This window comes from Pseudomonas sp. Sample_24, from assembly GCF_004307605.1.
In the GTDB taxonomy this organism is placed as follows: Bacteria; Pseudomonadota; Gammaproteobacteria; order Pseudomonadales; family Pseudomonadaceae; genus Aquipseudomonas.
The window spans coordinates 1-25974 of sequence record NZ_RCNW01000072.1 but is presented as its reverse complement, the minus strand read 5'-3'; the positions used below and the strand labels follow the sequence as shown (position 1 = coordinate 25974).

Sequence of the window (25974 nt, the reverse complement as noted above, 5' to 3'; positions counted from 1 at the left end):
GATGCACCGCGTTATCGTTTTTCGCGGGCAAGCCTCGCGCCTAAAGGTTTTGTGAAGGTCGCGATGACCGCAGGAGCGAGGCTTGCCCGCGAAGGCATCAGTGCCGACGCCAATTTGTCGATCACTTCCAGGGGTGATTGACCGCCCGGCCCGACCCTGTTCCCAAAACCGTCAAGGGCTGGAACAATGCGGGCCACTTTGTAGAGCGTTTATCCGGGGAGTTGCGGGTGCAGATTCAGGGTCATTACGAGCTTAAGTTCGAGGCAGTGCGTGAGGCATTCGCGGCACTGTTCGACGATCCCCAGGAGCGTGGCGCGGCGTTGTGCATCAAGATCGGTGGCGAAACCGTGCTCGACCTCTGGTCCGGCACCGCCGACAAGGATGGCGCCGAGGCATGGCACAGCGACACCATCGCCAACCTGTTTTCTTGCACCAAAACCTTCACCGCCGTCACTGCGTTGCAGCTGGTCGCCGAAGGCAAGCTGCAACTGGACGCACCCGTTGCCCGTTATTGGCCTGAATTTGCCGCGGCTGGCAAAGAAGCCGTGACCCTGCGCCAACTGCTCTGTCATCAGGCCGGTTTGCCGGCATTGCGCGAGTTGCTGGCGCCCGAAGCCCTTTACGATTGGCCAACCATGGTCGGCGCCCTGGCCGCCGAAGCACCGTGGTGGACGCCGGGTGAAGGTCACGGATATGCGGCAATCACCTATGGCTGGCTGATCGGCGAATTGCTGCGACGCGCCGATGGTCGTGGGCCAGGTGAATCGATCGTGGCGCGGGTCGCCAAGCCATTGGGCCTGGATTTCCACGTCGGTCTGGCGGACGAAGAGTTCCATCGCGTGGCGCATATCGCTCGCGGCAAAGGCAACGTCGGCGACGCCGCTGCCCAGCGCCTGTTGCAAGTGACCATGCGCGAACCCACGGCCATGACCACGCGCGCGTTCACCAACCCGCCGTCGGTCCTCACCAGCACCAACAAACCGGAATGGCGGCGCATGCAGCAACCCGCAGCCAATGGTCACGGCAATGCCCGAAGCCTGGCCGGTTTTTACGCCGGTTTGCTGGACGGCAGCTTGCTCGAAGGCGAGATGCTCGACGAGTTGACCCGCGAGCACAGCCTCGGCGAGGACAAGACACTACTGACCCGGACCCGATTCGGTCTGGGTTGCATGCTCGATCAACCGGATGTGCCCAACGCGACATTCGGTCTGGGTCCACGAGCGTTCGGGCATCCGGGCGCAGGTGGCTCCATTGGTTTTGCTGACCCGGAGCACGATGTGGCTTTCGGTTTTGTGACAAATACACTGGGGCCGTACGTCTTGATGGATCCGCGCGCACAAAAGCTTGTGCGGGTACTGGCCACTTGTCTGTAAAACCCGCTGAAGGTTCCCGGAGCTGGAACCCGAAAGCCTTTTCAGTTTCAAAGCGTCTGTTTATGCGGGCCGATCCGGCCTGATTTTTTATGACTTCATTTTTGTGGATATCCAATGTCAACCAAACCAACCCTCGCTTTGGCACTGTGCTTCGCTATTACCGGTTGCGCACAGAATCCTAAAAATGATGCGGATGGCGGCAGCTGGTGGCCGTTCGGATCTTCCGACAAAGTCGCCGCAAAAGAACCTGCCCCAACTCCCGTGAAGCCTGCCGCCAGCGCGGCGGTAGCCAAGACTGAAAGCACCAGCCCCTGGTACTGGCCGTTCGGTTCCGATGACGACGCGAGCAAGTCTGCCGCCAAGCCGGAATCAAAGCCTGAAGCCAAACCTGCCGCAGTAGCCAAGGCCGATGCCGATGCAGGCGGCAAATGGTGGTGGCCGTTCGGCGGCAAAGAGCAGAGCGCCGCCAAAGTCGTGCCAATGCCGGATCCGAAAGTCACCCAGGCCTGGCTCGACGAGTACGAGCCGCGTTTGCGTACCGCGATCAAGGACAGCAACCTGCAACTCGAGCGCCGTGAAAACGTGCTGGTAGTGACGGCGCCTGTCGAAGGCTCGTTCAACCCGGATCGCCCGGCCATGTTGCTGCCGGTGACCCTCGGCCCGTTCACCCGGGTCGCGAAAATTCTCGAAGTCGATCCCAAGACTGCCGTGTTGGTACTCGGTCACAGCGACACCTCGGGTGCAGCGCCCGCCAACGTCAAGTTGAGCCAGGAGCGTGCCCAGGCTGTTGCGGCGATTTTCCGTCTCAGTGGTCTGCAACGTGATCGCCTGATGCTGCGCGGCATGGGTGGCGAAGCCCCGCGTGCCGCCAACGACAGCGTTGAAGGACGCGCCTTGAACCGTCGCGTGGAATTGCTGGTGACCCCGCAAAACACCATGGTTGCCTTGCTGAGCAAGTACAATATGCCGGCTCCGGCGCCGGTCACCCTGGTGGCAGCGCAGGACATCAAACCGGTGGCCAAGCCTGTGACCCCGGCCCCAGCCGCCAAGAAGGCCGCCGTGCCTGCGACGAAAAAAGCACCGGCCAAGAAAGCGGCCGCCAAAAAGACCCCGGCTAAAACCGCAACGCCGGCGAAAAAGACTGCACCGGCCAAAGCGGCTACCGATACCAAGAAAGTCGCCGCGGCCGATAGCACAAAGAAGTGATTCGTTAATCAAAAGGAATGCGCCATGACCAAGGCCCTGGCTGATATGCGCCGCGATTACACCCGTGATGGCCTGACCGAGGCGCAAGCCCCGGTCGAGCCGTTTGCGCTGTTCCACCAGTGGTTCGCCGACGCGGTGAAAACCGAACAGGCACCGGTGGAAGCGAACGCCATGACCTTGGCCACGGTCGACCCGGACGGTCGGCCGCATTGCCGCATCCTGCTGCTCAAGGGTTTGGACGAAAAGGGCTTCACCTTCTTCACCAACTACGACAGTGCCAAGGGTCAACAGTTGGCGGCGAATCCGTTCGGGGCCATGACGTTTTTCTGGCCGACCCTGGAACGTCAGGTTCGGATCGAAGGGCGGGTGGTGAAAGTTACGCCACAAGAATCCGATGCCTACTACCAAGTTCGACCTTTGGGCAGCCGCCTTGGCGCGTGGGCATCACCGCAAAGCCGGGTGATCGCCGACCGTGCTGAACTGGAAAAACTGCTGAAGGATACCGAGCAGCGTTTCAGCGATAGCCAGCCACACTGCCCTGAACATTGGGGTGGTTATCGCCTGCTGCCGGAGCGCATCGAGTTCTGGCAGGGCCGTCCGAGCCGTCTCCATGACCGTCTCAACTATCGCTTGCAGGGCTCCGGCTGGATTCTTGAACGCCTGGCACCCTAAGCAGTCTACCGCTCGAGATAGCCCGCCGCAGCGGCCTCCAGCCATTGCGGCAAGTCTCGACGCTTGATCTTTTGCGCCTGAGCGTTCGCCAGTTGCTGGAGCATGAACGCTTTTTTGCGTTCGTCATTCCCGGCTAACGCCAGTGCCAGGTCGCGGTCCATCCAGCGTTTGATCCGTACGTACAGCCAATAGTGGAAGTACAGACCGGCAACGGTCGTCACGACGATGATAAAGTAATCCATGAAAATCCTCGGGCAGCGGCGCAGATTGCCGAAATGGTCGCTACTGTGTGATGAAAATCGCGCACAGGCCCTGTACCGGAACTGAATGAAATCATTTTTATCCGGGCGATGCCGTGACAGGCGCCAAGCTGCGGAGTTTAATGAATACCTGTCCTTTGGAGTTGATGCTATGCGTAAGTCTGTTCTGCTGGTTGCTTCCTTTTCCACGATGGCGATGTTGCTCACTGGTTGCCAATCGAGCCTGACCGGTGACTCCTACTCCCGTGACGAAGCGCGTCGCGTGCAGACGGTTCGCATGGGTACGATCGAAGCATTGCGCCCGGTAAAAATCGAAGGCACCAAAACCCCGATCGGCGGCCTCGCCGGCGCAGCCGTTGGCGGTGTTGGTGGCAGTGCCATCGGTGGCGGTCGCGGCAGTATCGTTGCAGCGGTCATCGGTGCAGTTGCCGGTGGCCTGGTGGGTTCGGCGGCCGAAGAAGGCCTGACCCGCACCCAAGGCGTGGAAATCACCGTCCGCGAAGACGACGGCAGCATGCGTGCCTACGTGCAACAGGTTCAGGAAAACGAAGTGTTCCGCGTGGGTGAACGTGTTCGAATCGCAACAGTTGACGGCACGAGCCGCGTTACGCACTAAGCGTAATCGGGTAAAAGAAAACCCCGATCAGGTAACTGGTCGGGGTTTTTTATGAACGTGCCTTAACACTCAGGGCTATGCGCTCTGAGGATCACGCTTGCGACTCGCCATTGCCGTGACCGCATAACCGATCAGAGCCGCCAGAATCGAACCGGTCAAAATTCCCATGCGGTCCATACCGGCGTAGTCGCTGACGCCCGGCTCGAAGGCCAGGGAACCGACGAAAAGGCTCATGGTGAAACCGATCCCGCAGAGAATCGCCACACCCAGCACCTGGCCCCAATTGGCGCCTTGGGGCAGGGCGGCGATGCCGATTTTTACCGCCAGCCAGGTCAGGCCGAACACGCCGACGGTCTTGCCCAGCAGCAGGCCGATGGCGATGCCCATTGGCACATCGTGGGTGAAGTTTTCGGCGGTAACGCCGCTCAGGGAAAGCCCCGCATTGGCGAAGGCGAACAACGGCAGGATGCCGTAGGCCACCCAAGGGTGCAGGGCGTGTTCGAGCGTCAGCAGTGGCGAAGGCTCGGCGTTTTTTGTGCGCAGCGGAATGCAGAAGGCCAGGGTGACACCGGCCAGCGTGGCGTGCACGCCGCTCTTGAGTACGCAGACCCAGAGGATCAGACCAATAATCATGTACGGCCCGAGCTTGACCACCCCGAGCCGGTTCATGCCGATCAGCGCCGCGATGCAGGCCGCTGCCAGTGCCAGCGACAGGGTCGACAGTGCGCCGGAGTAGAAAATCGCAATGATGATGATTGCACCGAGGTCATCTATGATGGCCAGGGTCATGAGGAACAATTTCAGCGACACCGGAACCCGTTTGCCCAACAGCGCCAGCACGCCAAGGGCGAAGGCGATGTCGGTGGCGGTCGGGATCGCCCAACCGCTGAGGGCTGGCGGGTTGTCGCGGTTGAGAAACCAGTAGATCAGCGCCGGTACGACCATGCCGCCAATTGCTGCCGCGCCGGGCAGGACGATCTGTGACGGCTTGGACAGTTGACCGTCGAGGACTTCGCGCTTCACTTCCAGGCCGATCAGCAGGAAGAACAGCGCCATCAGGCCATCGTTGATCCACAGCAGCAACGGTTTGGCGATTTTCAGCGCGCCGATCTGGGCCACCACGGGGGTTTCCAACAGGCCGTTGTAAAGCCATGACAGCGGCGAATTGTTGATGATCAAAGCCAGAACGGCAGCGGCGATCAATAACAGACCGCTGGCAGCTTCCAACTGAAAGAAACGCGTGAAAGTGCTACGCAGAGGCAAGGTTGCTCTCCATCTGTGAATTCAAAAGGTGTTACACCCTAACAATTCCCGTTAGTTGTTAAAACAAAAGTTATATTCTTTTTTGTTATATGTCGTTACAAGGCACTCCCGTGCTGAGGACTGAGCCTAGCAGTTGCCCGACGTATTGGAGCGCAGCTGTATCTGTGCTGAATGTAGGTTTTTTCCTAAGCTTGCTGGTTGAGCCCTGTTGCAAGGCCAATTCCTGCCCGATACAACGAGAAAACCACCATGAGCGACAACCGACAGTGGGCCCGCGAAGCCATCCGGATCATTGAAGCCGACTTTCAGCGCAGCGCCGATACCCATCTGATCCCTTTGCCGCTGCCGGGTTTTCCGGGCATCGAGTTGTACTTCAAGGATGAATCCAGTCATCCCACCGGCAGCCTCAAGCACCGGCTGGCGCGATCGCTGTTCCTGTATGCGCTGTGTAACGGCTGGCTCAAGCCCGGGGCACCGGTCATCGAAGCCTCCAGCGGTTCGACGGCGATTTCCGAAGCGTACTTTGCGCGCATGCTGGGCTTGCCGTTCATTGCAGTAATGCCCGCGACCACTTCCAGGGAAAAGATCGCGCAGATCGCCTTCTATGGTGGCCAAAGCCATCTGGTTGACGATCCGACGCAGATCTACGCCGAATCAGAGCGACTGGCGCGCGAGCACGACGGGCACTTCCTCGATCAGTTCACCTACGCCGAGCGCGCGACCGACTGGCGGGCGAACAACAACATTGCCGAATCGATTTTTCAACAAATGCGCTTCGAGCAGCACCCGGAACCGAGCTGGCTGATTTCCAGTCCTGGCACCGGGGGAACCACTGCCACCCTGGGCCGCTATGTTCGCTATCGCCAGCATTGCACCCGGGTGTTGTGCGCCGATGCCGAGCGCTCGGTATTTTTCGATTACTACCAGACCGGCGATGCCAGCCTGCGCCTGGACCACGGTTCGCGGATCGAAGGTATTGGCCGGCCACGGGTAGAAGCATCGTTCCTGCCCAAGGTCATTGATGCAATGGTCAAGGTGCCGGATGCACTGTCGCTGGCGGCGATGCATTACCTGGCCGAGCGGTTGGGGCGGCATGTCGGCGGGTCGAGCGGCACTAACCTGATCGGCGCGTTGATGGCTGCGCAGCATATGAAGGCGGCAGGGGAGTCGGGGTCGATGGTGGCGATTCTGTGTGACAGTGGCGAGCGTTATGCCGACACCTATTACGATCAGAAATGGCTCAAGGACCAAGGGTATGAGTTGAGCGGATTGAAGGCGGCGGTTGCCGCCAGTGCGGAGCGAGGTGAACCGCTGCCGGCGAGCGTGTTACGCGCCAATATTTAGCCTCGCTCCTACAGATAATGCTGTTCACTTAAGGGAAGAACACTGTACCCGTGGCGAGGGAGCTTGTCGGATCGCCGCACCGTCCCGCTGGGGCGCGAAGCGGCCCTAAAAAGGACTGCTGCGCAGCCCGGCGGGACGGTGCGGCGATCCGACAAGCTTCCTCGCCACGGGTACAGTGTTTGTTTCAAAGATTTCGTATCAGGCCTCCAGGCCCAGGATATCCCGCGCCACTGCCTCGGCAATGCGAATCCCGTCCACACCGGCCGACAGAATCCCGCCCGCATAACCTGCGCCTTCGCCCGCCGGGAACAGGCCTTTCACGTTCAGGCTCTGCATCGACTCATTGCGGGTAATACGCAGCGGCGACGAGGTGCGGGTCTCGATGCCGGTCAACACGGCATCGTGCAGCGAGTAACCGCGAATTTGTTTCTCGAACGCTGGCAGTGCTTCGCGAATGGCCTCAATGGCGAAGTCCGGTAATGCCAGGGCCAGATCGCCCAACGCAACACCCGGTTTGTAGGACGGTTCAACGCTACCCAGTTCGGTGGACGGCTTGCCCGCAATAAAGTCGCCGACCAGTTGCGCTGGCGCTTCGTAATTGCTGCCGCCCAATACAAAAGCGTGGGATTCCAGACGCTCCTGCAACTCGATCCCGGCCAGCGGGCCGCCCGGGTAATCGACTTCCGGCGTAATGCCGACGACGATCCCGGAGTTGGCATTGCGTTCGTTGCGCGAGTACTGGCTCATGCCATTGGTGACCACGCGGTTCGGCTCGGAAGTCGCCGCCACCACCGTGCCGCCCGGGCACATGCAGAAGCTGTAGACCGAACGGCCATTCTTGGCGTGGTGCACCAGTTTGTAGTCGGCGGCGCCAAGCTTCGGGTGGCCGGCGTACTTGCCCAGGCGCGCGCGGTCGATCAGCGATTGCGGATGCTCAATACGGAAACCCACCGAGAACGGTTTGGCTTCCATGTACACGCCGCGATCGTGGAGCATGCGGAAGGTATCGCGGGCACTGTGGCCGAGGGCCAGGATCACGTGTTTGGAATGAATCTGTTCGCCGCCATCGAGTTCTACGCCGACCAGTTGGCCGTCTTCGATCAGCACGTCGGTAACCCGCTGCTGGAATCGAACTTCGCCGCCCAATGCACGAATCTGCTCACGCATGTTTTCCACGACACCGGTCAGACGGAACGTACCGATGTGCGGCTTGCTGACGTAAAGGATTTCTTCCGGCGCGCCGGCCTTGACGAATTCGTGCAGGACTTTGCGACCGAGGAATTTCGGGTCCTTGATCTGGCTGTAGAGCTTGCCGTCGGAGAACGTCCCCGCGCCGCCTTCGCCGAACTGCACGTTGGACTCAGGGTTGAGCACGCTTTTGCGCCACAGGCCCCAGGTGTCCTTGGTGCGCTGGCGCACTTCGGTGCCGCGTTCGAGAATGATCGGCTTGAAGCCCATTTGCGCAAGCAGCAGGCCGGCGAAAATCCCGCACGGGCCGAAACCGACGACGATCGGGCGCACGCTCAGGTCGGCCGGCGCCTGGCCAACCTCTTTGTAGCTGACATCCGGTGCCACGTTGACGTTACGGTCATCGGCGAACTTGTGCAGCACCGCCGCCTCATCGCGAACGTTGAGGTCGATGGTGTAGATGAAGCACAATTCGGAGGACTTTTTGCGCGCATCGTAGCTGCGCTTGAACAAGGTGAAATCGAGCAAATCATCGCTGGCAAGGCCTAAGCGCTGCACGATGGCAGGGCGCAGGTCTTCTTCGGGATGGTCGATCGGCAACTTGAGTTCGGTGATTCGTAACATGGCGGGATCCGGTTCGCGGGGCGCACAACTGCGCCAGGGCGTTTGAAACCGGCGATTATAAGCTCCAAAAGCCCGGTCCCGTGAGGCTTAAACGATCAGTCGTCGCGCGAGCCGCCGAAATACCCGCAACCGCGCTGCACCTGACCATCGACGCGCAGTTCGGCGCTCATGTGTTGAATGCTGCCAGTGCTGCTGTCGACGCAGCGTTGCGGCGCGACCCACAATTCGATGTGCTGGTTATTGGCTTCGGTGCTGAGGTTGAAGCGGCCATCGCCCAATTGCTCTTCAACGTAAGGCACTGCCAATGGCGGCTGGCCGGCGCGGTCGATGACCATGCCCTTGCCGCTGACTTTCACGTTCCACTCCGGGGTGTGACCGGCGGCGCGCAGAATCAGCAATTTGAAATTGGCATCCTCGCATGCATTGCCCGAGCGCTCGACGCGGTACAACTGCTGCAGGTCGAGCTGGCCATCGCCATCACCCGCAACGATCCGCCCCCGCACATCGGCGAACAGCTTGCCTTTGGCATCGGCCAGCGTAGCGGCCTGTTGCAATACGCTGGTGCCGCCCGTGTCGTTGACCACATAACGCCGCTGCTCACCGCACGGCTGGAACAACAGCTTGCCGTCGGCTGCACTCAACTGGCCTTGCATGCGGGTCTGGCCGACGTGGGTAGCACTCTCACGCTGGCCATCGAACAATTGGCAAGCGGCGAATAGAGGAAGCAGGGCAACGAGAACTAAGGAACGGGCAGCACGCATCTTGGGGTCTCCTGACAAGTGCCGCCACGTTACTCAGGCTGACCGTTCATCACAAGACTGGAATTTGTCTGCGGCAAATCTGAGGTCGATTTATCGGCAACAACTTGAGGTAAATCCAAAGCCGAATACCAGGATGCCAACGGTAAGCTGTCACTTTTTTGCAGGGGGCGGATGTGAAGAAGGCAGTGGGCTGGAAGATCGGGTTGTTGTTGCCGGTGATGATGGGGGCGGCCACGGCCAGTCAGGCTGCCGAGATCAATTTGTCTTCGGCAACCGATTTCACCCGGATGGATGTGCTGTTGAAGGATGACGACAGACTTCAATCGACGTTTGAAATGAATGTCACGCTCAGTCCTGAAGCCACCGAGAGAATGCAGAACATTTCTCGTGCTTCCCTGGGCCAACAATTGACGCTGTCGATCAATGGCTGGAAGGTCTCTACCGCGACAGTGCAAACGGTCCTGGGCTCACAGTTCAGGGTTTCCATCCCGAAAGCCGTGGCCAAAGACCTTTTGCCCACATTGGTCGATTGAGCTTGAACCGGGTCAGCCCACGTGAAAGGTCTGGCCGGTTTGCAGGCCTTCCACGCTTTTGGCGTAGGCCAATGCCACATCCGCTGCCGGAACCGGTTTGAAGCCACGGAAGTACGGGGCGTATTTGCCCATGGCTTCGACCAGCACGTTCGGACTGATCGAGTTCACGCGCAGGCCACGTGGCAGTTCGATAGCGGCGGCGCGGACGAAGCTGTCCAGCGCACCGTTGACCAGCGCTGCCGAGGCACCACTGCGAATCGGATCGTGGCTGAGCACACCCGTGGTGAAGGTGAACGAGGCGCCGTCATTGGCGAACTCGCGGCCGATCAGCAGCAGGTTGACCTGGCCCATCAACTTGTCTTTCAGGCCCAGGGCGAAACTTTCCTCACTCATTTCTGCCAGTGGTGCGAAGGTCACGTTGCCGGCGGCGCAGATCAGCGCATCGAATTTTCCGGTCTGCTCGAACAGTTTGCGAATCGAAGCACCGTCACTGATATCCACCTGAAAATCGCCGCTGTTGCGGCCGATGCGCACGATCTCGTGGCGCTGGGACAGCTCCTTGTCGACTGCCGAACCAATGGTGCCGCCTGCGCCGATCAAAAGAATTTTCATGGGTACTGATCCTCAAGTGGATTGAATGAGTGCTCAGTCTAGAGTGGTTTTTTATCTGGATAAGCGCACTAATAGGCAACCTTTGGTTTTCAATTGGAAACAATCAATGAGTGAGATGGATGATCTGGCGGCGTTCGCGGTATTGGTAGAAGCGGGCAGTTTTACCTTGGCTGCGCAGCAACTGGGTTGCAGCAAGGGCCAATTGTCCAAACGCATCAGTCAATTGGAGGCGCAGTTCTCTGTGGTTTTGTTGCAGCGCACCACGCGGCGCTTGAGCCTGACAGCTGCCGGCGCGGCGTTGTTGCCGCAGGCGCAGGCACTGGTGACCCAGGTCGAGCGCGCACGCCAGGCCCTGGCGCGGTTGAAGGACGACATGGCCGGCCCGGTGCGCATGACGGTGCCGGTGTCGTTGGGGGAAACCTTCTTTGATGGGTTGCTGTTGGAGTTTTCGGCCAAATACCCCGAAGTGCAGATCGAACTGGAGCTCAACAACAATTACCGTGACTTGTCTCGCGATGGCTTCGATCTGGCGATCCGCGCCGACGTGGCCATCGACCAGCGGCTGGTGGCACGTCCGCTGCTGGCCTGGCATGAAATGACCTGTGCCAGCCCGGCCTATCTGGAGCAATACGGCGAACCGCAGACCCCCCAGGCACTGGCCGAACATCGTTGCCTGCTCAACAGCCATTACAGTGGTCGTGAAGAATGGTTGTATCACCAACAGCACGAACTGTTGCGAGTGCGGGTTTCGGGGCCGTTTGCCAGCAATCATTACAGCCTGTTGAAGAAAGCCGTACTCACAGGCGCCGGCATTGCGCGCCTGCCGTCCTACTTGCTGTCGGCGGAATTGGCTGACGGCCGTTTGCATTGGCTTTTGCGTGATTATCAGACACGAATTATGCCGATGTATCTGGTGCATCCGTATCAGGGCGGATTGCCAAAGCGTACGCAGGTGTTGGCGGACTATTTGATTGGCTGGTTCAAGCGCAGCGGTGAAGCGCTGGATCGACTTCGCTAGTCGATGACTGTCGATGATCGTTCCCACGCTCTGCGTGGGAATACCTCGCCGGACGCTCTGCGTCCGCTTGGGACGCGGAGCGTCCCGGGCTGCATTCCCACGCAGAGCGTGGGAACGATCGGTAAAGGGAGTTTGGCAGGATAAGAAAAACGGCCCGAAGGCCGTTTTCTGTTTACCGCTGAAGTTAGCCGCCGAGGTACGCTTCGCGCACTTTCGGGTCAGTCAGCAGCGCTTCACCAGTGCCTTGCATCACTACCCGGCCGTTCTCGAGAACGTAGGCGCGGTCAGCGATTTTCAGCGCCTGGTTGGCGTTTTGCTCGACCAGAAACACCGTCACGCCGTCCTTGCGCAGCTGTTCGATGATGTCGAAGATCTGCTGGATGATGATCGGGGCCAGGCCCAGCGATGGCTCGTCGAGCAGCAGCAGCTTGGGCTTGCTCATCAGCGCACGGCCGATGGCGAGCATTTGCTGTTCGCCGCCGGACATGGTGCCGCCGCGCTGGCTGAAGCGTTCTTTCAGGCGTGGGAAAAGTCCGAGGACCTTGTCCATTTGCTCCTGGTAGTCGCCCTTGGCGGTGAAGAACCCGCCCATGGACAGGTTCTCTTCGACGGTCAGACGAGAAAACACCCGACGACCTTCCGGCACCACGGCAATGCTCTTGCGCATGATCTGCGAGGAGTCCTGGCCGACCAGTTCTTCACCCATGTAGCGGATGCTGCCGCTGTGGGCGCGCGGTGAACCGCACAGGGTCATCAGCAACGTGGACTTGCCGGCACCGTTGGCGCCGATCAGGGTCACGATTTCGCCCTGGCGGACTTCGACGTTGACGCTGTGCAGGGCCTGGATCTTGCCGTAGAAGGTGGAAACGTTTTCGAACTGCAGCATTTACGCTTCCCCCAGGTAGGCTTTGATCACTTCAGGATTGTCGCGGATCTGTTCCGGCGTACCGTCGGCCAGAGGGGTACCCTGGTTGATCACGACGATGTGGTCGGAAATGCTCATGACCAGTTTCATGTCGTGTTCGATCAGCAGCACGGTGACATTGTGCTCTTCACGCAACACGCTGATCAGCGCCTTCAGGTCTTCGGTTTCCTTTGGGTTCAGGCCGGCGGCCGGTTCGTCGAGCATGAGGATCCGCGGGCGGGTCATCATGCAGCGGGCGATTTCCAGGCGACGTTGCTGACCGTAGGCCAGGGTGCCGGCCGGACGGTTGGCGAACTCTTTCAGGTTGACCTTTTCCAGCCAGTACTCGGCGAAGTCCATGGCCTCGCGTTCGCTCTTGCGGAACGACGGGGTCTTGAACAGGCCCGACAGGAAGTTGGTGTTCAGGTGACGGTGCTGGGCGATCAAGAGGTTCTCGACCGCGGTCATGTCCTTGAACAACCGCACGTTCTGGAAAGTACGCACCACGCCTTTGAGGGCGATCTTGTGACCCGGCAGGCCTTCGATCGGCTCGCCGTCCAGCAGGATGCTGCCACCGCTCGGCTTGTAGAAGCCGGTCAGGCAGTTGAACACGGTGGTCTTGCCGGCGCCGTTGGGGCCGATCAGGGCAACCACTTGTTTCTCTTTCACGCTCAAGGCCACGCCATTGACCGCCAGCAAGCCGCCGAAGCGCATGCTCAGGTTTTCTACTTTAAGGATCTCGCGGCTCATTTGCGCAGCTCCATGTGAGGACGTTGCATGGGCAGCAGACCCTGAGGGCGCCAGATCATCATCAGTACCATCAAGGCACCGAACATCAACATGCGGTATTCACTGAACTCACGCATCATTTCCGGCAACAGGATCATCACCACGGCAGCGAGGATGACGCCCAGCTGCGAGCCCATGCCACCGAGCACCACGATGGCGAGGATGATCGCCGACTCGATGAAGGTGAAGGATTCCGGCGTTACCAGGCCCTGACGGGCAGCGAAGAAGCTGCCGGCAAAACCGGCGAATGCTGCGCCGAGAGTGAACGCGGAAAGCTTGATCACCGTCGGGTTCAGACCGAGCGCACGGCAGGCGATTTCGTCTTCGCGCAACGCTTCCCAGGCACGGCCCAGAGGCATGCGCAGCAAGCGGTTGATGACGAACAGTGCAGCCAGTGCCAGGAACAGCGCGACCAGGTAGAGGAAAATCACCTTATTGATCGAGTTGTATTCCAGACCGAAGTACTCGTGGAAGGTTTGCAGACCCTCCGCGGCTTTACGTTCGAAGGTCAGGCCGAAGAACGTTGGCTTCTCGATGTTGCTGATGCCGTTCGGGCCGCCGGTGATATCGGTCAGGTTACGCAGGAACAGACGGATGATTTCACCAAAGCCCAGAGTCACGATCGCCAGGTAGTCGCCGCGCAAGCGCAGTACCGGGAAACCGAGCAGGAAGCCGAAGGTGGCCGCCATCAGGCCGGCAATCGGCAGGCAGATCCAGAAACTCAGACCGTAGTAGTGCGACAGCAGCGCGTAGCTGTAGGCGCCGACGGCATAGAAACCGACGTATCCGAGGTCGAGCAGGCCAGCCAGGCCGACCACGATGTTCAGGCCGAGACCGAGCATCACGTAGATCAACACCAGCGTGGCGATATCCACCGCACCGCGGGAGCCGAAGAACGGCCAGACCAGTGCACCGGCGATCAACGCAATGATGATCCAGCGCTGGGTGGTCGGCAGGGTCAGGAAGTTGCTGGCCTTGGCCGGAATCAGCGGCATGCTTGGCGAAGAACGCCAGGCCGAACTGATCTGCTGGTCGAACAGCACACGCAGGAACATCAGCACCGAACACACGGCGATGGTGATCAGGGTAGCGGTGCTGGTGCCATGCACTTCGAGGTTGATGCCGACGATGGTCAGCTTCAGACCGAGTACCGGATAGGCCACGGCCCACACCAGCAAGGCGCTGAACAGCGCCTGTTTAAGATTCCTAGTCATACCTTCTCAACCTCCGGACGGCCCAGCAGGCCGGTTGGCCGGAACAACAGCACCAGAACCAGCAGGCCGAACGCCACGACGTCCTTGTACTGGTCGCCGAAGATATCGGCACCAAAGGCTTCCGCCACACCCAACACGAGCCCGCCGAGCATGGCGCCCGGAATGCTGCCGATACCGCCCAGTACCGCTGCGGTAAAGGCCTTGAGGCCGACCAGGAAACCGGCGTTCGGGTTGATCACGCCGTATTGCATGCTCAGCAGCACGGCGGCGATGGCCGCCAGCGCGGCACCGATGACGAAGGTCAGGGCGATGATGTTGTTGGTGTTGATACCCAGCAGGTTGGCCATCTTGATGTCTTCGGCGCAGGCGCGGCAGGCGCGGCCCAGGCGAGAGCGGGAGATGAACAGGGTCAGGCCGAGCATGGCGACCAGGGTCACCACGAACACCACGATTTGCATGTAGGAAATCAGCACTTCATGTGCGCCACCTGGCCCGAAGGCAAAGTTGCCCGGAATCAGGTTGGGGATGGATTTGTCCTTGGAGTCTTGCGCCAGCAGAACCGTGTTCTGCAGGAAGATCGACATACCGATGGCGGAGATCAGCGGGATCAGACGGTTGCTGCCGCGCAAGGGGCGGTAGGCGATCCGTTCGATGCTGTAACCGTAGGCACTGGTCACCACGATGGTGGCGATGAAAGCGGCGGTCATCAACAGCGGAACACTGTCGAGTCCCATCATGGCCAGCCCGGCGATGGCGATGAACGCCACGTAGGAACCGATCATGTACACCTCGCCGTGGGCGAAGTTGATCATTCCAATGATGCCGTAAACCATCGTATAGCCGATGGCGATCAGGGCATACGTGCTGCCAATGGTCAGGCCATTAACCAGCTGTTGGAAGAAGTGATAGATGTCAGGCATTACAGCGCTCCTAAAAACCTGATACGCATTTCACTGGTGGAGTCATTTTCCCGCCCGAGCCCCGTGGATCTGCATCCACTTCGAATTCGGGGTTTGCCAGCGAACCGCTGATGACGGTTTTGAGATTTTCAGGTGGGGAGACTGGCGGATCACGCCAGCGCGGCCCAGATACATTCGTAAAACAAAGCCCACGGCACGCCGTGGGCTTTGTTGGCAGTCAGTCAGGCAGCGCCTTACTGAGGCTTGGCTTCAGTTTTTGGTTTGCCGAAGTGCCACTCGTAAACCACGAATTTGAAGTCTTTCAGGTCGCCTTTCTCGTCGAAGCTCAGGTCGCCGGTAGGGGTCTTGAAGGTGCCTTTGTGGATGGCTTCAGCCACTTTGGCGGAGTCTTCGGACTTGGCAGCCTTGATACCGTCGGCAATCACGGTCACAGCCGAGTAGGCCGGGAACACGAATGGACCGCTCGGGTCTTCTTTCTTGGCTTTGAACGCATCAGCCAGGGCAACGTTGGCCGGATCCTGGTCGAAGGATTTCGGCAGGGTCACCAGCAGGCCTTCGGAAGCGTCTTTGGCGATCTGCGAAATGGAGTCGTTACCCACGCCTTCCGGACCCATGAACTTGGCTTTCAGGCCTTTTTCCTGGGATTGACGCAGGATCAGGCCCAGCTCCGGGTGGTAGCCGCCGTAGTAGACGAAGTCGACGTTGGCTTGCTTGAGCTTGGCGATCATCGAAGAGAAGTCCTTGTCGCCGGCGTTGACGCCTTCGAACACGGCGACTTTCACGCCTTTCTTCTCAAGAGTGGTTTTGACGGCGGTGGCGATGCCTTCACCGTATTGCTGTTTGTCGTGCAAAACAGCAACGATCTTCGGTTTGACGTAGTCGGCGATGTAGTTACCGGCGGCAGGGCCCTGGGCGCTGTCCAGACCGATGGTACGGAAGACCATTTTGTAACCACGGGCGGTGATGTCCGGGCTGGTGGCAGCCGGGGTGATCATGATCACGCCTTCGTCTTCGTAGATGTCCGAAGCCGGTTGAGTGGAGCTGGAGCACAGGTGACCCACCACGAACTTGACGCCGTCGTTGACGACTTTGTTCGCTACGGCCACGGCTTGTTTTGGATCACAGGCGTCATCGTATTCAACGGCTTCGAGTTTCTTGCCGTCTACGCCGCCTTTGGCGTTGATCTGTTCGATGGCCATTTTGGCGCCACTGAACTGCATGTCGCCGTATTGGGCTACAGGGCCGGTCTTGGGGCCGGCGATGCCGATCTTGATGGTGTCAGCTGCGAACGAATGGCTGGCAACCCCGGCCAGAACCATAGCGGCAAACAGTTTGGAAATCTGCTTAGTAGCCTTAGTCATAGTGCTCCACTCTTACTGTTGTAGTTTTTATAGTCCTGGCGCCGTTGGCAGCAGAACCGGGTCAGATATCTACGACATCCCCCGGAAATGCCCTCCGGCAACTGTACCGGTACAGTGTAGAGCGCCGATTGTCAGCCTGGGAAGCTGGCGCCAGGGGGCAAAACTTGGGGGTGTCGCCATTTTGAAAGAAAAAGACAGAATTGCGGCGGGGCGTTGAAAGGCTTATAGCCAGATTCCGTGCATTCCTTGGCCTTCCTGCTCTTTTCGTTCAGTGACACAAATTGCATCTGGGTTTTTCTGCCAGACCACCGACGTTATCATTGCGTCGATTTCTTTTCCGGACCGGACCCATGACTGAAGAACCTAGCACCCTCTATGCCAAACTGCTTGGTGAAACCGCATCTATTACCTGGAAGGAACTGGAGCCGTTCTTTGCCAAGGGTGCCCTATTATGGGTCGACGCGAGCCTGGATCTGATCGCCGCGGCAGAGGCCGTAGCGAGTGATGAAGGCGAGAAAGTGGCTGCCTGGCTGGCCGAAGACCAGCTCGCCAAGCTGTCTGAAACGCGGGCGCTGGATCTTTTTGAACGTGATCCGCAGCTGTGGGCGGTGGTGGTTTCGCCGTGGATTATGATTCAGGAAAGGGCGCAGTCCTGATAGTGCGCACCTTTATGGTGCGCGGTGTGACCGCCCGAAAGTGTGTAGCCGAGTAGCGTGATGGCAGGTTGCCGTAGAGAAAGGCCACAGCCTCACGGTGACGTAAACGTAACGGGAACAGTTGAGAGAGCAGCCTGAGGGCTGCTTAATTGTTTCTGGATGTTGGAAAGTGGTGAATTGTGATCGTTCCCACGCTCTGCGTGGGAACGCAGCCAGGGACGCTCCGCGTCCCAAGCGGACGCAGAGCGTCCGATGAGGCATTCCCACGCGGAGCATGGGAACGATCTGGAGACGCTTAGTAGGCGGTTTTACCCGTATGGTTATTCAACGAAATAACCTTGGTCTTGCCTATGCGATGACGGTAGATCTCGCGCAGGTACTTGATTGCCTTCTTCACGCAATCCCGGGACAGGCGGATATCGTTGATCGAAACGAACTTGTCCTTGTCGTTGATCAGCTCGCGGTATTTCTTCTCGTACATCGGTTTGATCGCGTACCAGTTGGTATCGAGGATCTTCGCCGGGTTTTCAAATTCGTTGAGCAGGTCGTCGATCCGCCCCTCGTCGAAGTCTTCCTGAATGATGAAGTCGAGAATCGAGTTATCCAGCGTCTCGTCGAAACGGTACGGATTCTTCGCGAAGCAGCGCTTGATGAACGCCACGATCAGTGTGAGGAAGTCGTCCGACAGGCACGGGCTCTTGGCGATCAGGGTGGTCAGCGACAGGTTGGCCGAGGCGCCGATCACCAGCGCGTAACGCTTGAGCGTGGTGTTGGGGAACAGGCTGTTGAGGTGGGTCTTCAACCGGTTCAGGTCCATGTAGGACAGCTTGTAGTCTTTGGGCAATGAAACAATCGACACCACCGACGAGCAATTCTTGAAGAAGTGCAGGTCGTGCAACGCGGCCGCGTCATAACCCGAATTCTTGTACTGCTCCAGCGATGCGCGATAACGCTTGGACTCGATCGGCAACAGACTGATGCCTTCGATGGCCTGGGTGACTTTGTTGAAGTGCGGCAGGTCGATCGAGCGGAAGAACAGGTCGTCGATGTTCAGGCGCTGCGGCTCTTTCTCGAAGACCTTGAATTTGTCGCTGCTTGGCGGCGGGGTTTCCGGCACCACGGATTCGGCATAGGCAATCGCCACGGGGCCGGCCAGGCTCATGAACAGGTCGTTGGCGTCCAGGCGGATGGTTTCGCCGATGTCGATGCCGGCGCGGCGGAAATAGTTCTGATCGTAGTCAGTCGTAACCGCCTGCGCTGTCAGAATGTTGAAGATCTGCTGCGAAATGTATTGATTGGCGTGCTTTTCCATCGCATTGACATCAATGTTCTGGATGTTGCCGTCATCGTTTTCCTCGGCATAACGCATGATGTCGTTGGAGATCAGCATCATTGCGTTCCATGGGCGGATACGGCCCATGACGCTGGCTTCGCTGCTGTCTTCGTTGGCGAAGTTGTAGGAGAAGTCCCACTCTTCCGACAGGTATTTGCACAGCAGGCGCCCGGCGTTGATGTGCAGCGCCTCGGACATTTCGCTGCGATGATCGGAAATGTTCGGCAGTACGCAGATGCCGCTGGTGAAGATCGGTTCGAAGACGAAGGAGTGGCCGCTCTTGCTGTCGTGCTCGTCCATCGGTTTGGTGTCGAACGTCTTGTTCATGTACGAGTGCTGCTGGGCCAGGCCGAATTCCGAGGCCATGCCCGAACCGGTACCGCCGCCAGCACTGAAGATCGAGAAATACAGGCGCGACTGGTTGGCCTTGATGCCACAGCTGTCGATCAGGTACGAGTGAATCATTTTCCAGTCAGGGCTGGAGAAACGCTGGGTGTCCTTGTTCAGGATGATCTTGGCCAGGTACTGGCCGAGAATCGGCGCGTTACCGGCGCCACCGGCATGGACTTCCGACAAGTCCATGATTTTCATTTTGCTGTAATCGCGCAGGAAGCCGCTTTTTTCGCCTTTGCGCGAGAAGCGGATGCGACCGGCGATGTCTTTGTCCAGGTCGCCGAGCATCACCAGTGGCTCGACCAGAAATACCGGCTTGGTGTTTTTGTTCTGGCCCAGGCGCAGGTTGTTGCGGATCCACTGGGCCGGACTGTAGCCCTTTTCGGCAAAACGTTTGTCCGGCGACAGGCGATCTTCGCTGTTGAATTCGTTGAGGTAGAACTTGCGGGCGTTGTACACCAGCTCCGCGACATCCAGCGCAATGTTCGAACCGCAGCGGCCCAGGCCGATCAGGCACACCGACGGGAATTCCTGATCGCTGTACTGTTCGTTGTCGCCTTCCAGGTGGGGCGGACGCGGGAACACCATGTCGCGCAGGCCGTCGAGGTTGTCGAGGATACGGTCGGTATTGGTTTCGGTGAAGTACAGGTATTGCTGGCTCGCCAGCGGGCGCGATGGCGGCAATGGCTTCGACGGTGCGGGGCTGTTCGCCGCCGGGCTCAGCGTCAGGTCGGAAATCGCGGTGGCCGGGTTATTTTTAGAAGTCATTGTTCGCCATGTACCTGGGCTGGTTGGTCGGGCGACAGGCTGTCGTCAAACCGTCACGGAATAAGATCTCGCGTCTTTTATCAGCGCGTATTTGGCCCAAGCGTCAGTGCCGTGGCCTGAACGTCGCTCGGGGGAATCCTTTCCTAAGTCATGATAAATCGGCCAAGATTTGGCGATCTTTAATCAAAAGGAGGCAAAATGATGTCAATGCTACCTTCGCTGGGTTTTGCCGGAATTGGCTTGATGGGGTTGCCGATGTGCCAGCGATTGCTCGCGGCGGGTTACCCGCTGACGGTGTGGAATCGCAATCCGGCCAAGTGCGCGCCGCTGGTCGAGGCCGGGGCACGTCAGGTCGCGACCCCGGCCGAACTGTGTCAGCACGCCGACGTGGTGATGCTGTGCCTGGCGGACACGGCGGTGGTGCGCGAGGTGGTATTCGGCACCGCGGGAGTGATCGAGGGTGCGAAAAATGGCCAGTTGCTGGTGGACTTTTCCAGCCTGGAACCGACGGCAACGCGTGAAATGGCAGCTGAGCTCGTCAGCAAAACCGGCATGGGCTGGCTCGATGCGCCTGTGTCTGGCGGTGTCGTCGGGGCGCAGGCTGGCAGCCTGGCGATCATGGTCGGTGGCGACGGGGCGGCGCTTGAGCGGGTTAAACCGGTTTTGCTGAGCCTCGGCCAGCGCGTGACGCACATGGGGGCGGTCGGAGCCGGGCAAGTGACCAAGGCCTGTAATCAGATGATCGTTGCCTGCAACGCGCTGGTAATTGCCGAAGTGGTGGCCCTGGCAGAGCGTTCGGGTGTCGATGCCAATTTGATCGCCGAAGCGCTGGCCGGTGGCTTTGCCGATTCAAAGCCGCTGCAGATCCTGGCTCCTCAAATGGCCGACAGTCGTTTCGAACCGGTGAAGTGGCACGTGCGGACCTTGCTCAAGGACCTGGACACGGCGGTGAAGTTTTCCCGCGAACAGGGCTCGGCAACTCCGGTCAGCGGTCTGGCGGCGCAATTGATGCGCCTGCACGGCGCCCAGGGGAATCTGGAAAAAGACCCGTCTACATTAGTGCAGATGTACCGTGCACCAGACTCAGTGTCGTGACTGAGTAGGAGTGTTTGCGCTGATTGATTTCATTCAGCACCGGGAGCAATTCGGCGAGCGGTACCGGACGGCTGAGCAGGTAACCCTGAACGTAATCGCAACTGGCGCCTTCAAGAAACTGGTACTGCTCGAAGGTTTCCACGCCCTCGGTCACCACTTCCAGGTGCAGGGTGTGGGCCATGGCGATGATCGCCTGGACAATTTCCATGTCCTGAGTCGAGTTGGGAATGTCCTGGATGAACGAACGGTCGATTTTCAGAGTGTTCAACGGCAAGCGCTTGAGATACGCCAGGGACGAATAACCGGTGCCGAAATCATCGATCGACAGTGACACGCCGAGGGCGCGAATCTGCCGCAACAGCACCAGCGTATCGGCGATGTTGCCCATCAGTGCGTTCTCGGTCACTTCCAGTTCCAGCCGTTGCGGCGCGACCCCGGCGTCCCGCAGCGCCCGTTCGATTTCAGCAGACAACTCTTCGCGGGCCAGGCTCAAGGGCGAACAATTGACGGCGATCCTCAGCACCTCGCAGCCTTGCCGCGATAGCTCGCCCAGGTCTTCACACGCCTTGCGCAATACCCAATGGTCCAGTTCGGTGATCAGGCCGTTGGCTTCGGCAATGGTGATGAAACGGTCCGGGGCGAGGAAGCCGTGGGTCGGGTGTTGCCAGCGAATCAACGCTTCGAGTTTGCTGACCTGGCCGGTTTTCAGGTCGTAGATCGGTTGGTAATAGAGCATCAGGCCGGTGTCTTCACGCAGGGCGTAACGCAGTTCTTCTTCCAGTTGCAGTTCCAGCGTGGCGCGGGCCTTGAGGTTGGCGCTGAAAAAATTCAGACCGTTGCGACCGCTGCCCTTGGACTGATACAGCGCCAGGTCGGCGTTTTTCAACAGCTCTTCGCAGGATTTGCCGTCTTCCGGAAACACGCTGATGCCGATGCTGGTGGTCATCACCATGCGCCGTCCGGCAAGTTCAATGGGCTCTTTCATTTTTTGCATGATGCGCTGGGCCATGTGCCGCGCTTCTTCTCGATCATGCAGGTCGATGAGGATGCAGAACTCATCGCCACCGAAGCGCGCAACCACATCGGCGTGACTGCGTATGGAGCTTCTGATGTGCCCGGCAATGACCTTGAGCAACTCATCGCCGGCATCGTGGCCAAGGCTGTCGTTGATCCGCTTGAAGTGGTCGATATCGAGGAACAGGACCGCGAGCCTGCCGCCCTCGTGGGTTTTCTCGCTGAGTTTCTCGGCGAACAGCTGGTTGAAACCGCGACGGTTGATCAGGTTGGTCAATGGATCGTAGTGCGCCACCTGTTGCAGGGACATGCGCGCCTGGTCCAGTTGGCTGAGCAACGAGTTGACCCGTTGCAAATCGTGTTCCTTGTGTTGCAACTTTTTGTCCGCCAGCGCCGCGCTGATACTGCTACCGATGATCAGCAGCGTCATGATCGCTACGGTCAGGCCGAGTTGAAAGTGATTGTTTTCTCCGGGCTGAGCCAGGAGGCTGTCGCTGGGCAGCACCAGATTGAAGGCAGCCATGCCGGTGAAATGCATGCTGATGATCCCCGCCCCGAGTACCAGGCTGGCACCGTACTTGAGCAGTTGATGAAACGTCCCTGTTTCGTTGCGCAAGTAACTCGACAGCAACAGGGCCGCCATGCTGGCGCCGATAGCGATCACGATCGACAGGCCGAACAACAGCGGTTGATAGTAGGCCTGCGCCGGCGAACTCAGTGCAGACATGCCCACGTAATGCATGGCGGCGATGCCCAGGCCGACACCGATGGCTGACCTGAAACATTGCCAGAAGCTCAACTGCGCAAGGCTGAGGGTGTGCATCGCCAGCCACGAAGCGAGCAGGGCGATCAGCAGAGAGGCGAGGGTAATGGGCAACTGGTAGTGGATATCTATCGGTGCCTGGAACGCCAGCATGCCGATGAAGTGCATGGCCCAGATTCCGCCCGCGAGGCATCCGGCGCCGACCCAGCGCCAGAGTCGCTGTGACGCCTTCTTTTCTGCATGAGCCACCCGCTCGGCCATGTCCAGCGTGGCAAAACTGCCAGCACAGGCAACCAGATAAGCCAAAAGCACCAGAAAAGGGTCATGTATGCAGTTGAGTATGACCTGCCCACTCTCTGGCAGCTCGGTAATGAAATGCAGACCAAGCCACTCCATAGCATGCCCCATCGATTACTTCCTGGCTGGCGCAATCAACGCCAGCGAATGTCATGGAGTATAGAGGTCACATACGGAACGCAAGCGATAGTGGCACATTGTCCTGCAATCCTTTTGGAATGAACCCTAGATCGTTTGGAAATAAAATGTTGCACAGGCCGCGCCGGAGACGATGGCTGGGTATCAGCTTTACGAATAATTACAGACAGCGGTGGGGCGCCTGACTAGATTGCAGGTTCCGGGCTCGGATGCACTGGCAGTGAAGCCCCATAACAATAAAAGAGACGGACCCATGCAGAACTCGACCCAAGCGGCGAATGCCTGGCGCATTCTGTTCCTGCTGTTCCTGGCCAACCTGTTCAACTTTTTCGATCGCACCATTCCGGCCATCATCATCGAACCGATCCGCATGGAATGGCACCTCAGCGACTTTCAACTGGGGATCATCGGCACCGCGTTCACAATCGTCTACGCCATTGCCGGCCTGCCTCTGGGGCGAATGGCCGACACCGGCTCGCGCGCAAAACTGATGGGTTGGGGGCTGGCAGCCTGGAGCGGGCTGACGGCGGTCAACGGCATGGTGGGAAGTTTCTGGAGTTTCCTGATCGTGCGCATGGGCATCGGCATCGGCGAGGCCAGCTATGCGCCCGCGGCGAATTCGCTGATTGGCGATCTGTTCCCGGCTCACCGTCGGGCACGGGCCATGGGCATTTTCATGCTTGGCCTGCCCTTGGGCCTGCTCTTGGCGTTCTTCACCATCGGTGCGATGGTCAAGGCCTTCGACAGTTGGCGCGCACCGTTCTTCATTGCCGCCGTACCGGGACTGATCCTCGCCGTCTTCATGTTTTTCATCAAGGAGCCCAAGCGCGGCGCCGCGGAAACCGTGCAGGTTTCCCAGGAAAAGGTTGATCGGCCAATCCGTCGGGTGCTGGCGGTACCCACCTTCCTCTGGCTGGTCATGGCCGGGCTGTGCTTCAACTTCGCCACCTATGCCTGCAACTCGTTCCTGGTGCCGATGCTGCAGCGTTACTTCCTGATGCCATTGCAGGAAGCCGCAGTCGCGACCGGTGTCATCGTCGGCGTGACCGGTTTGTTCGGCCTGACGCTGGGGGGCTGGGTCGCCGACAAGATTCATCAGCGAATCGCCAATGGTCGCCTGCTGTTTGCGGCGTTCAGCCTGATCATCTCCACGGTCTGCACGGCGTGGGCGCTGCATTCGGGGCGGATCGAGATCGGTGTATTCGTGGCGGTATTCAGCCTGGGCTGGTTGTTTGCCTACAACTTCTATACCTGCGTGTACACGGCGATTCAGGACGTGGTCGAACCGCGTCTGCGGGCAACGGCAATGGCGCTGTTCTTTGCCGGGTTGTATCTGCTGGGCGGCGGGTTGGGGCCGGTGGTTGTCGGCGCACTGTCCGACCACTTCGCCCACACGGCGATGCTCGCCGCGGGCGCCGGGCAAATGACCGAAGCGTTCAAGGCCGTCGGCCTGCACGACGCGATGTACCTGATTCCGGTAGCGCTGTTTTTCACCATGGTGTTTCTGGTGTTGGCGTCGCGGTGTTTTGTGCGCGATGCCAAGCGGATGAAGGATGGATTGGGAGGGGTGGTTGTGCCTGAGGGGGCTGTGGCGACGGCATAAGATCCAAAAAAGAAGGCCCGCAGTATTGCTGTTCACTTAAGGACGACCACTGTACTTGTGGCGAGGGAGCTTGCTCCCGCTGGGGCGCGAAGCGGCCCTGAAGGGGGCTGCTGCGCAGCCCAGCGGGAGCAAGCTCCCTCGCCACAGGATGCTAACGTTCTCTTAAGTGAACAGCTTACGCAGTATTGCGGGCCTTTTTTTTTCAGCGTTGGAGCAGGGGACTTAACCCGCCACCAACACCCGGATCGCTTCCAGTCGCAGAGCCGCCTTGTCGAGCATCGCCAGGCCTTGCTCGCGTTGTTTGCGCAACGCAACCAGTTCGCTGTCACGCACGGTCGGGTTGACCGCTTGCAACGCGGTCAGGCGTGCCAGTTCTTCGTCGGTGTCGGCGGCCAGGCGGCGTTGTGCCTCTGCCACGCGCTCGGCATGACGCGGGAAGATTTTGTCTTCGCCGGCATTGATCCGCGGGGTCAGTTGATCGCGCTGGGCCTGGATGAACTTGTTGGCGCTGGCGCGCGGGACGCTTTCGAGTTGGTCGTTCAGGGTCTCGAACGACACCCGGGGCGACAGGTCGTTGCCATTGGCATCGAGCAGGCAGCGCAGTGCAGCGGGCGGCAGGTAGCGGCCCAGTTGCAACGAGCGCGGGGCGACCACTTCGCTGACGTAGAGCAGTTCCAGCAGTACCGTGCCAGGTTTGAGCGCCTTGTTCTTGATCAGCGCCACCGCGGTGTTGCCCATGGAGCCGGACAGCACCAGATCCATGCCACCCTGGACCATCGGGTGTTCCCAGGTGATGAACTGCATGTCTTCGCGGGACAACGCCTGATTGCGGTCGTATGTGATGGTCACGCCTTCGTCGTCGCCCAGCGGGAAGCTGGCGTCGAGCATTTTTTCACTCGGCTTGAGGATCAGCGCGTTTTCCGAATGGTCTTCGCTGTCGATGCCAAAGGCGTCGAACAAGGTTTCCATGTAGATCGGCAGGGCGAACTGGTCGTCCTGTTCAAGAATGGCTTCGACCAGCGCGTCGCCTTCGCCAGCGCCACCGGAGTTGAGCTCCAGCAAGCGGTCACGGCCGGTGTGCAATTCAGCTTCCAGACGCTCACGCTCAGTGCGGGCCTCGTCGATCAGCGCTTGCCACTCACCGTCGTCGGCTTCTTCCAGCAGCGGCAGCAGGCGAGGGCCGAACTGGTGCTGCAAGGCATTGCCGGTCGGGCAGGTGTTGAGGAACGCGTTCAGCGCTTCGTGGTACCACTGGA

22 protein-coding genes and 1 pseudogene are annotated in these 25974 nt (G+C 59.4%); 10 read left to right on the top strand and 13 right to left on the bottom strand.

Annotated elements, in window-relative coordinates:
• Positions 1-227: 227 nt before the first annotated feature.
• From D8V06_RS03340 to pdxH, 3 genes are all read left to right on the top strand, one after another.
• Positions 228-1373, top strand: a complete 1146-nt coding sequence (locus D8V06_RS03340) for a serine hydrolase domain-containing protein (RefSeq protein ID WP_056856126.1) — start codon at positions 228-230, stop codon at positions 1371-1373.
• A 114-nt stretch (positions 1374-1487) separates the two neighbouring features.
• Positions 1488-2579, top strand: a complete 1092-nt coding sequence (locus tag D8V06_RS03335) for an OmpA family protein (protein WP_130904369.1) — start codon at positions 1488-1490, stop codon at positions 2577-2579.
• 24 nt (positions 2580-2603) lie between these two features.
• Positions 2604-3251, top strand: coding sequence for a pyridoxamine 5'-phosphate oxidase (gene pdxH, locus D8V06_RS03330; RefSeq protein WP_130906832.1), 648 nt, complete (start codon positions 2604-2606; stop codon positions 3249-3251).
• Between the two features lie 5 nt (positions 3252-3256).
• Here pdxH and D8V06_RS03325 read toward each other — a convergent pair whose 3' ends face one another.
• The gene (locus tag D8V06_RS03325) at positions 3257-3493 is read right to left on the bottom strand and encodes a hypothetical protein (RefSeq protein ID WP_056856123.1); all 237 of its coding nucleotides are present in this window, start codon (positions 3491-3493) and stop codon (positions 3257-3259) included.
• A gap of 169 nt (positions 3494-3662) precedes the next feature.
• On the opposite strand from D8V06_RS03325, the gene D8V06_RS03320 reads away from it, so the two are divergent.
• Positions 3663-4127: a glycine zipper 2TM domain-containing protein gene (locus D8V06_RS03320; protein WP_056856122.1), complete on the top strand. Its 465-nt coding sequence runs from the start codon at positions 3663-3665 to the stop codon at positions 4125-4127.
• A 75-nt stretch (positions 4128-4202) separates the two neighbouring features.
• Here D8V06_RS03320 and nhaA read toward each other — a convergent pair whose 3' ends face one another.
• Complete coding sequence (gene nhaA / locus D8V06_RS03315; RefSeq protein ID WP_056856121.1) at positions 4203-5390, bottom strand: Na+/H+ antiporter NhaA; 1188 nt, start codon at positions 5388-5390, stop codon at positions 4203-4205.
• Positions 5391-5639: 249 nt separating this feature from the next.
• Here nhaA and D8V06_RS03310 point away from each other — a divergent pair, with 249 nt between their 5' ends.
• Positions 5640-6734, top strand: coding sequence for a PLP-dependent cysteine synthase family protein (locus tag D8V06_RS03310; RefSeq protein ID WP_056856120.1), 1095 nt, complete (start codon positions 5640-5642; stop codon positions 6732-6734).
• Positions 6735-6932: 198 nt separating this feature from the next.
• On the opposite strand, the gene D8V06_RS03305 is transcribed toward D8V06_RS03310, so the two are convergent.
• Together D8V06_RS03305 and D8V06_RS03300 are read right to left on the bottom strand one after the other, a co-directional pair.
• Positions 6933-8546 carry an NAD(P)/FAD-dependent oxidoreductase gene (locus D8V06_RS03305; RefSeq protein ID WP_130930433.1) on the bottom strand — a complete coding sequence of 538 codons (1614 nt, stop codon included), beginning with the start codon at positions 8544-8546 and terminating at the stop codon, positions 6933-6935.
• 95 nt (positions 8547-8641) lie between these two features.
• Positions 8642-9307 carry a hypothetical protein gene (locus D8V06_RS03300; protein ID WP_130930432.1) on the bottom strand — a complete coding sequence of 222 codons (666 nt, stop codon included), beginning with the start codon at positions 9305-9307 and terminating at the stop codon, positions 8642-8644.
• A 173-nt stretch (positions 9308-9480) separates the two neighbouring features.
• Here D8V06_RS03300 and D8V06_RS03295 point away from each other — a divergent pair, with 173 nt between their 5' ends.
• Positions 9481-9840 carry a hypothetical protein gene (locus tag D8V06_RS03295; protein ID WP_130904365.1) on the top strand — a complete coding sequence of 120 codons (360 nt, stop codon included), beginning with the start codon at positions 9481-9483 and terminating at the stop codon, positions 9838-9840.
• A gap of 12 nt (positions 9841-9852) precedes the next feature.
• Here the strand turns inward: D8V06_RS03295 and D8V06_RS03290 are convergent, their stop codons facing one another.
• Entirely contained in the window at positions 9853-10452 is a 600-nt protein-coding gene (locus D8V06_RS03290; RefSeq protein WP_130904364.1) for a short chain dehydrogenase, read from the bottom strand.
• 106 nt (positions 10453-10558) lie between these two features.
• On the opposite strand from D8V06_RS03290, the gene D8V06_RS03285 reads away from it, so the two are divergent.
• Positions 10559-11470, top strand: coding sequence for a LysR family transcriptional regulator (locus D8V06_RS03285; RefSeq protein WP_056856116.1), 912 nt, complete (start codon positions 10559-10561; stop codon positions 11468-11470).
• 184 nt (positions 11471-11654) lie between these two features.
• On the opposite strand, the gene D8V06_RS03280 is transcribed toward D8V06_RS03285, so the two are convergent.
• The 5 genes from D8V06_RS03280 to D8V06_RS03260 form a co-directional block, all read right to left on the bottom strand.
• Positions 11655-12356: an ABC transporter ATP-binding protein gene (locus D8V06_RS03280; protein WP_034146751.1), complete on the bottom strand. Its 702-nt coding sequence runs from the start codon at positions 12354-12356 to the stop codon at positions 11655-11657.
• Positions 12357-13124 (bottom strand): high-affinity branched-chain amino acid ABC transporter ATP-binding protein LivG, encoded by a 768-nt coding sequence (livG, locus tag D8V06_RS03275; protein WP_056856115.1) that lies wholly within the window; start codon positions 13122-13124, stop codon positions 12357-12359.
• A complete protein-coding gene (locus D8V06_RS03270; RefSeq protein ID WP_056856114.1) occupies positions 13121-14377 on the bottom strand; it encodes a high-affinity branched-chain amino acid ABC transporter permease LivM in 1257 nt (418 codons plus the stop codon). The genes livG and D8V06_RS03270 overlap by 4 nt, the downstream gene beginning before the upstream one ends.
• Positions 14374-15297 (bottom strand): high-affinity branched-chain amino acid ABC transporter permease LivH, encoded by a 924-nt coding sequence (livH, locus tag D8V06_RS03265; protein ID WP_056856113.1) that lies wholly within the window; start codon positions 15295-15297, stop codon positions 14374-14376. Before livH ends, D8V06_RS03270 begins: the two co-directional genes overlap by 4 nt.
• A 233-nt stretch (positions 15298-15530) precedes the next feature.
• Positions 15531-16658, bottom strand: coding sequence for a branched-chain amino acid ABC transporter substrate-binding protein (locus D8V06_RS03260; RefSeq protein WP_056856112.1), 1128 nt, complete (start codon positions 16656-16658; stop codon positions 15531-15533).
• 350 nt (positions 16659-17008) lie between these two features.
• Between D8V06_RS03260 and D8V06_RS03255 the strand changes: the two genes are divergently transcribed.
• On the top strand, positions 17009-17314 hold the full coding sequence (locus D8V06_RS03255; protein WP_056856111.1) for a DUF2288 domain-containing protein: 306 nt from the start codon (positions 17009-17011) through the stop codon (positions 17312-17314).
• A 295-nt stretch (positions 17315-17609) separates the two neighbouring features.
• On the opposite strand, the gene D8V06_RS03250 is transcribed toward D8V06_RS03255, so the two are convergent.
• Entirely contained in the window at positions 17610-19808 is a 2199-nt protein-coding gene (locus tag D8V06_RS03250; protein ID WP_130930431.1) for a hypothetical protein, read from the bottom strand.
• A 198-nt stretch (positions 19809-20006) separates the two neighbouring features.
• On the opposite strand from D8V06_RS03250, the gene D8V06_RS03245 reads away from it, so the two are divergent.
• Entirely contained in the window at positions 20007-20903 is an 897-nt protein-coding gene (locus tag D8V06_RS03245) for an NAD(P)-dependent oxidoreductase (RefSeq protein ID WP_177434342.1), read from the top strand.
• Here the strand turns inward: D8V06_RS03245 and D8V06_RS03240 are convergent.
• The gene (locus tag D8V06_RS03240; protein WP_277751286.1) at positions 20860-23076 is read right to left on the bottom strand and encodes a bifunctional diguanylate cyclase/phosphodiesterase; all 2217 of its coding nucleotides are present in this window, start codon (positions 23074-23076) and stop codon (positions 20860-20862) included. The genes D8V06_RS03245 and D8V06_RS03240 overlap by 44 nt on opposite strands.
• Positions 23077-23368: 292 nt before the next feature.
• Between D8V06_RS03240 and D8V06_RS03235 the strand changes: the two genes are divergently transcribed.
• Positions 23369-24718 carry an MFS transporter gene (locus D8V06_RS03235; RefSeq protein ID WP_130930428.1) on the top strand — a complete coding sequence of 450 codons (1350 nt, stop codon included), beginning with the start codon at positions 23369-23371 and terminating at the stop codon, positions 24716-24718.
• 222 nt (positions 24719-24940) lie between these two features.
• Here the strand turns inward: D8V06_RS03235 and D8V06_RS03230 are convergent.
• Positions 24941-25974: pseudogene (locus tag D8V06_RS03230) on the bottom strand (RNA polymerase-binding ATPase); the annotation flags it as partial.

Coding starts and splice junctions, on each gene's coding strand:
- D8V06_RS03280 (WP_034146751.1), bottom strand. CDS start 12,356: ATGCTGCAGTTCGAAAACGTTTCCACCTTCTACGGCAAGATCCAGGCC.
- D8V06_RS03270 (WP_056856114.1), bottom strand. CDS start 14,377: ATGACTAGGAATCTTAAACAGGCGCTGTTCAGCGCCTTGCTGGTGTGG.
- D8V06_RS03260 (WP_056856112.1), bottom strand. CDS start 16,658: ATGACTAAGGCTACTAAGCAGATTTCCAAACTGTTTGCCGCTATGGTT.
- D8V06_RS03320 (WP_056856122.1), top strand. CDS start 3,663: ATGCGTAAGTCTGTTCTGCTGGTTGCTTCCTTTTCCACGATGGCGATG.
- D8V06_RS03325 (WP_056856123.1), bottom strand. CDS start 3,493: ATGGATTACTTTATCATCGTCGTGACGACCGTTGCCGGTCTGTACTTC.
- D8V06_RS03255 (WP_056856111.1), top strand. CDS start 17,009: ATGACTGAAGAACCTAGCACCCTCTATGCCAAACTGCTTGGTGAAACC.
- D8V06_RS03305 (WP_130930433.1), bottom strand. CDS start 8,546: ATGTTACGAATCACCGAACTCAAGTTGCCGATCGACCATCCCGAAGAA.
- D8V06_RS03245 (WP_177434342.1), top strand. CDS start 20,007: ATGATGTCAATGCTACCTTCGCTGGGTTTTGCCGGAATTGGCTTGATG.
- D8V06_RS03235 (WP_130930428.1), top strand. CDS start 23,369: ATGCAGAACTCGACCCAAGCGGCGAATGCCTGGCGCATTCTGTTCCTG.
- D8V06_RS03310 (WP_056856120.1), top strand. CDS start 5,640: ATGAGCGACAACCGACAGTGGGCCCGCGAAGCCATCCGGATCATTGAA.
- D8V06_RS03285 (WP_056856116.1), top strand. CDS start 10,559: ATGAGTGAGATGGATGATCTGGCGGCGTTCGCGGTATTGGTAGAAGCG.
- D8V06_RS03250 (WP_130930431.1), bottom strand. CDS start 19,808: ATGACTTCTAAAAATAACCCGGCCACCGCGATTTCCGACCTGACGCTG.
- pdxH (WP_130906832.1), top strand. CDS start 2,604: ATGACCAAGGCCCTGGCTGATATGCGCCGCGATTACACCCGTGATGGC.
- D8V06_RS03290 (WP_130904364.1), bottom strand. CDS start 10,452: ATGAAAATTCTTTTGATCGGCGCAGGCGGCACCATTGGTTCGGCAGTC.
- livG (WP_056856115.1), bottom strand. CDS start 13,124: ATGAGCCGCGAGATCCTTAAAGTAGAAAACCTGAGCATGCGCTTCGGC.
- D8V06_RS03335 (WP_130904369.1), top strand. CDS start 1,488: ATGTCAACCAAACCAACCCTCGCTTTGGCACTGTGCTTCGCTATTACC.
- livH (WP_056856113.1), bottom strand. CDS start 15,297: ATGCCTGACATCTATCACTTCTTCCAACAGCTGGTTAATGGCCTGACC.
- D8V06_RS03300 (WP_130930432.1), bottom strand. CDS start 9,307: ATGCGTGCTGCCCGTTCCTTAGTTCTCGTTGCCCTGCTTCCTCTATTC.
- D8V06_RS03240 (WP_277751286.1), bottom strand. CDS start 23,076: ATGGAGTGGCTTGGTCTGCATTTCATTACCGAGCTGCCAGAGAGTGGG.